4 protein-coding genes and 2 pseudogenes are annotated in these 6,039 nt (G+C 71.0%); 2 read left to right on the top strand and 4 right to left on the bottom strand.

The features are described 5' to 3' along the window. Positions 1 to 120 precede the first annotated feature (120 nt). Positions 121 to 1,332 (bottom strand): annotated as a pseudogene (locus ACNFOC_RS49470) (MFS transporter); the annotation flags it as partial. 260 nt (positions 1,333 to 1,592) lie between these two features. Between ACNFOC_RS49470 and ACNFOC_RS49465 the strand changes: the two are divergent. Both ACNFOC_RS49465 and ACNFOC_RS49460 read left to right on the top strand, forming a co-directional pair. Further along, positions 1,593 to 2,792 (top strand): putative hexosyltransferase, encoded by a 1,200-nt coding sequence (locus ACNFOC_RS49465; RefSeq protein ID WP_416965551.1) that lies wholly within the window; start codon positions 1,593 to 1,595, stop codon positions 2,790 to 2,792. Positions 2,793 to 3,029: 237 nt separating this feature from the next. Continuing rightward, a complete protein-coding gene (locus tag ACNFOC_RS49460) occupies positions 3,030 to 4,067 on the top strand; it encodes a phosphatase PAP2 family protein (protein ID WP_416965550.1) in 1,038 nt (345 codons plus the stop codon). A 139-nt stretch (positions 4,068 to 4,206) separates the two neighbouring features. Here the strand turns inward: ACNFOC_RS49460 and ACNFOC_RS49455 are convergent, their stop codons facing one another. The 3 genes and pseudogenes from ACNFOC_RS49455 to ACNFOC_RS49445 all read right to left on the bottom strand — a co-directional run. Then, positions 4,207 to 4,422, bottom strand: coding sequence for an I78 family peptidase inhibitor (locus ACNFOC_RS49455; RefSeq protein WP_416965549.1), 216 nt, complete (start codon positions 4,420 to 4,422; stop codon positions 4,207 to 4,209). A 262-nt stretch (positions 4,423 to 4,684) separates the two neighbouring features. Beyond that, positions 4,685 to 5,686 carry a helix-turn-helix transcriptional regulator gene (locus tag ACNFOC_RS49450; RefSeq protein ID WP_416965548.1) on the bottom strand — a complete coding sequence of 334 codons (1,002 nt, stop codon included), beginning with the start codon at positions 5,684 to 5,686 and terminating at the stop codon, positions 4,685 to 4,687. A gap of 63 nt (positions 5,687 to 5,749) precedes the next feature. Further along, positions 5,750 to 6,039, bottom strand: a pseudogene (locus tag ACNFOC_RS49445) (ABC transporter substrate-binding protein); the annotation flags it as partial.

Below are 6,039 nucleotides of genomic sequence, written 5' to 3'. Positions count from 1 at the left end.
CCAACAACGTGGTCACCAAGGTCGCCGACCAGTACAACGGCTCCATCGGCATCCTGGCCGGCTACACCGACCACACCACCATCACCCACAACAAGGTCTACGACCTGCCCTACACCGGCACGCCTGGGCCGGCGGCGCCTCGCTCAGCATCGACTCGTACGCCCCGAAGAGCGTCATCTCCAGGCCGAAGCCGAGCAGCAGGAACCCGAAGAGCAGCAGCCCGGTGTTGTCCCGCCCGCCCATCGCGGTCAGCGTCAGCACCGAGACCGCGGTGAGGCAGAACCCGGAGCACACCATCCGCCGCGGCCCGAAACGCCGGAGCATCCGCGCCCCGAACAACCCGGCCGCCATCGCCGCGAACGTCAGCGGCAGCAGCCGTAGACCCGTCTGGAGGGGCGACAGCCCCAGCACCAGTTGCAGGTACTGCGCCGCGATCAGCTCCAGGCCGACCAGGGCCAGCATCGCCAGCACGATGCAGCCGACGGACGTGCTGAACGCCGGCCTGCGGAACATCTTCAGGTCCACCAGCGGATGCGTACGGCGCCGTTGTCGTCGTACGAAAAGAACCAGCAGCACCGCGCCCACGAGCAGCGGGGCCACGGTCCACCCGCTCTCCACGGGCTCACCCCCGCCGAGCCGCTTCACGCCGAAGACGACGCCGAAGAGACCTCCCGCGGCCATGAGCGCGCCGACGACGTCCCACGGGCCGTTGCGGTCGCCGCGGGACTCGGGGAGCAGGAGCCGGCCGATCGGGAGGCTGATCAGCATCAGGGGGATGTTGACGAGGAAGACCGAGCCCCACCAGAAGTGTTCGAGCAGGAAGCCGCCGAGCAGTGGGCCCACCGCCGCGCCGACCGCCGCCACCGCGCTCCACACGCCGATCGCCACCGCCCGCTCACGCCGGTCCGGGAAGACCTGGCGGAGGATCGAGAGCGTGGCCGGCATGATCATCGCGCCGCCGACGCCGAGCAGCGCCCGCGCGAGGATCAGGACCTGGGCGTCATGGGCGACGGCGGCCAGCCCGGAGGCGATGCCGAAGAGGCCGTAGCCGAGGAGCAGGATGCGCCTGCGGCCGACGCGGTCGCCGAGCGTGCCGAAGAGGATGAGGAGCGAGGCGCAGACCAGCGGATAGACGTCGACGATCCAGAGCAGCTCTATCGCGCCGGGTTTGAGGTCCTCGGTGACGGCCGGCACCGCGACATGCAGCACGGTGGCGTCGAGCGCGACGAGGAGCAGGCTGACGCAGAGGACGACGAGGACGACCCAGCGGTTGGCACCGGCCCCGGCCGCCCGACGGCGCAGCGCTGCGGCAGCCATGGACGTCCCGGACATGTACTACCTCCCAGATGTTCCCTCGCGTTCGGCGGGGCTCACGGGGTGGGGACTCCCCGTGACTGCGGCCGGAGAGGAGCGGTATCTCCGACCCGCGCAACGAAGGCGAGTGAGCCGTCAGCGTACGCGAGTTCACGCCAATGCCACGTGGCGGACCTCTCACACTCCCCGGAGAACACGTGTGGCGTACACCACTCGCCCTTCCGTGGACCACGCCCCGCCGGGCCTGCCGGTTCCGCGCCCCCTCGATAATCGGGTCCGTGAACGATCTCGCAGCACCTCTGCGCCGGGCGGCCCCGGCCCTCCTCGGGTACGCCGCCGTCCGCGCCCTGGGCCTGGTGGTGCTCACGGTGTGGAGCGCGGCGCACGGCAAGAGCGCCCACACCTTGCTGACGGCCCGGTGGGACGCCCTCTGGTACACGCGGGTCGCCGACCTCGGTTACGGCTACGAGGTCCGCCTCCCGAACGGCGACGTCCACTCGAACCTCGCGTTCTTCCCGCTGCTGCCCTGGCTGGAAAGGGTCATACACGCGGTGTCCCCGCTGTCGTACGCGGACGGCGGTCTCGTGGTGAGCCTGCTCGCCTCGCTCGCGGCGGCCTGGGGGATCTTCGCGGTCGTGGAGCACGTGTACGGCCGTAGGGCCGGGGTGTGTGCCGTGCTGCTGTGGGCCGTGCTCCCGGTGGGGATCGTGCAGTCGATGGCGTACAGCGAGTCGCTCTTCACTGCGCTCGCCGCCTGGTCCCTGTACGCCGTGCTGACGGGCCGCTGGCTGACGGCGGGCACGCTCGCGCTGCTGGCCGGGTTGACGCGGCCCGTGGGGCTCGCCGTGGTCGCGGCGGTGTGGGTCGCGGGCATCACCTCGTTCACCGGACTCACCCCGCGCGCGGACGCCCCGTCCGCCCCGCGCGCGGACACTTCTTTCGTGCGGGACCGCAGCACGGCGCCCGCGCCCGGCGCGCGAGTCTGGCGGTGCGCCCTCGGGATGGCGCTCGCGCCCCTGGGCGCCGCCGGGTACGTCCTGTGGGTCGGCCACCGCACCGGCAAGGGCCCGCTGGGCTATCTCGACGTGCAGGCGGGCTGGCGCAATGGTTTCGACGGGGGTGCCGCCTTCGCCCGTTTCGTCGGCGACAAGTTCACGTCGTTCCCGTCGGCCCTGGCCGGGGTGGGGCTGATCGTCGGGGTCGGGCTGGTGCTCTGGCTGTACGTCGTGGGCGTCCGGCAGGGCCAGCCGCTGCCCCTCCTGGTGTACACGGGGGTCGTCACCGCGCTCGCGCTGTGCGCGTCGAGCTATTTCGGCTCGAAACCGCGCCTGCTGATGCCCGCCTTCCCCCTGTTGCTCCCCCTCGCGCTCGCCCTGGCCCGGCTGCGTACGTCCAGGTCAGCGTGGGTGGTGGGCGGTGTCGCGGTGGCGTCGGCCGCGTACGGGGCGTTCTGGCTGAACGGCTCCGGTCCCCCATGATCCACTCGTCACGCTCCATGAGCGCCCGGCCAATTCCATCCCAGCATTTGGTGAACTCGTTAATAAGGGCCTTAAAACTCGACCCGGCATGATCAAAGGAATTGAAGGACGGAGCCGTCCGGGATTGCGGAATCCTCGGAAATAAACCTGCGCCTGAGAGCTTTCCCACATCACATCGTCATCACAAAGCCGCTGATTCGACGGGGATCCACACTCACTCGCTGTAACGTCGATTGAGTGCGTACCGAACGAAACCTCACCCGTCTGGACCGGGTGTTCGCGAGGCTGGACCGTGAACCCGAACGGCCGGCCAACATCGATGTGCCGAAGATGAGCCGGCACAGGGTCGTGCTCTTCGCGGCGACCCTGGCCTTCTATCTGGCGATCGTGTGGCTCGTGGTGACCACGTCCTGGCTGGTCCGGTTCGACTGGCAGGTCATGTTCTTCCGGCCGTACCAGCAGTGGGCCGGCATCCACTGGTTCGTCGACTACTACGTGGTCCTGGGCCAGCGCGGCCCGACCGCGGTGATGGTCGCGGCCTGGCTGGGCTGGCGCTCCTGGCGGCAGCACACACTGCGCCCGCTGCTGACCCTGGGCACCTTGCTGCTGCTGCTGAACATCACGGTCGGCGCGGCCAAGCTCGGCATGGGCCGTCTCGGCCCGCACTACGCCACCGTCATCGGCTCGAACGAGATGGGTCTGGGCGGCGATATATTTCCCAGCGGCCACACCGCCAACGCGGTCGTGACCTGGGGAATCCTGGCGTATCTGGCCTCCACGCCGGCCGCCCGCCGCTGGTTGTCCGCCGCGTCCGCGGTGACCTCGCTCGGCGTCGGCCTCGCCACGGTGTACCTCGGCACGCACTGGCTGAGCGACGTGCTGCTCGGCTGGGCCGCCGGTCTGCTGGTCCTGCTCGCCCTCCCCTGGTGCGAGCCGCTGATCGCCCTGGCCGAGACCCGGATCTTCGACCTGCGCGACCGCTGGCGCGCCCGCCGCGGCGGTACGGCGTCCGCGCCCGCTCCCGCGTCCCCGGTCACCGCGCCGGTGCTGCTCAAGCCGCGCGCGTCCTCCTCGGGCGACGAGGTCCCGGCGGCCCGCGAGACGGTCACCGCGAGCCGTTCGGCCCGCCCGCCCGTCCATCTCACCCCGGGCCCGCACACGACCCGCTCGGAGCGCACCCCGGTCACCCCGATCGGCAGCCGCCGCCCGCCGCACCCGGACCGCGTGGCACGCGGCACCACCCCGGCCGCGGCCCGCCCGCTGCCGGGCGGCTGACGACCCACCCAGACCGCGGGGCCGGTACGCACAACCATCCCCGCGCATCAAGAAGGCCCCTGTTCCTCCAGCGGAACCGGGGCCTTCGTCACGTCCGCGCCCGATGTCCGCGCCCGACGTGTGTGCTCAACGTGTGCGCTCAGCCCTTCCAGGCGCGCGCGACCCTGCCGTCCTTGACCTCGAAGTTGAGCCGCCCCGCCCGGAACTCCATGGTGATGACGGCCCCCGGCGGCAGCGACCGCACGCTCGACCACCCGCGCTCCCGCGCGAGCCGCTCGGCCTCTGTCGCGTCGAGACCCACATAGCTGTTCGGGTTGTCCTGGGGCTCTGCCGGTGGAGTCGGAATGGATGCCATGCCCGCCACGCTAGCCCCTCTTCCGCTCACTCCGTCCCTCTCCGGTCACACTTCTGTCACAGGATCAGGACGTGTGTTTTGTTCAGCCTCCCTCACACGTATGAGCGGTTCCGTACGCCTTCCGCAGGCATTCGAACGTAATTCCCGCATGTCGGTCCGGCTCTCCGAATAGCCCGGCGGAAAGTGCCGCGAGAACCGGCCGGGCGCCCCTTTCCATTCCGATTCCGTGCGGTACGGCGGGAGCTGACGCCGCATAAGAGTTTCACCGTTCCGGCACAGAATCGCCGTGGGCTCCCCTGCCGTCCCGGTCCAGCGCCCGGGACAAACGGTCCCTGGCCGTCCTGATCGTCCCGGTCAGCTCGACGGGCTCCAGGACCTCGAACTCGAAGCCCATCATCATCACGTGGATCACCATCAGGTCGAGGTTCGGGGCCCCGGTCCGCAGCAGACAGGCGTCCGGTCCGTCCGCCTCCAGGGTCCCGCCGGACGGTGAGATCCGCTCGGCCGCCTCCTGGAGGGGCACGAGCAGCCGTACGACGGCGTGCGAGGCGTACGCGCGCGTGGAGACCCCTTTCGAGACGTACGCGGCGAGGTCCTCGGCCGGTGCCGGGCGCGGGGTGAAGCGCGGCCCGTGCGGCGGCCTGGGCGTGACGCGGTCGACGCGGAAGGTGCGCCAGTCCTCGCGGTCCAGGTCCCAGGCGACCAGGTACCAGCGGCGCTCGGTGCACACCAGGCGGTGCGGTTCGACGCTGCGGCGGGTCGGGACGCCGCCGTGGCTCTCGTAGTCGAAGCGCAGCCGCTCGGCGTCCCGGCACAGGGCGGCCAGTTCGGTCAGGACGGCGGGGTCGACGGCGGACGGCAGCGTGTTGTGCAGCATCGGCACGGTGAACGCGTTCAGGGCGCCCACCCGGCGGCGCAACCGGCTCGGCAGCACCTGTTCGAGCTTGGTGAGGGCGCGTACGGAGGTCTCGCCGATGCCCTCGATGCCCTGCCCGGCGGCGGTCCGCAGCCCGACCGCCACGGCGACCGCCTCGTCGTCGTCCAGCAGCAGCGGCGGCAACTCGGCGCCCGCGCCCAGCTGGTAGCCACCGCCCGTGCCGGGACTGGCGTTGACGGGATACCCCAGCTCCCGCAGCCGGTCCACGTCCCGGCGCACGGTGCGCGGGGTGACCCCCAGTCGGTCGGCCAGGTCGGCGCCGGACCACTCGCGGTGGGCCTGGAGCAGCGAGAGCAGCCGCAGGAGTCGTGCCGAGGTCTCCAACATGGTCGAAGTCTCTATCAAGGACGGTCCGGATCGAGGGCGGCCGTGTGTCTACGGCGGCCTGCGTCAGGGGCGGTACGGCAGTTGCGGCACCTCGAAACACGTGCGGTTCATGTCCCCTTGCGGGACCCACCCTCTGCCGTCCTGCCAGCGGGCCACCGACAGACACGTCCTGCGTGTGGTGGGCGGTTCGGCGAGCCGCCCGAAGGAGACGGGAACCAGCAGGCCGTCGGCGGTGTAGTTCTCGCTCCGGTTCATGAAGCCGTCGACGCACGCACGCGTGACGCCCGTTCTCGTCTTCGCGCATGACCTCGCCGCGTCCGTGAACCACATCGCCGCCGCCCACCCCTCCACCT

Origin of the sequence: Streptomyces colwelliae (assembly GCF_048158785.1) — a bacterium.
Lineage (GTDB): Bacteria > Actinomycetota > Actinomycetes > Streptomycetales > Streptomycetaceae > Streptomyces.
Note: the sequence above shows the minus strand (reverse complement) of the source record. Positions and strands in the feature narration are given on the sequence as shown.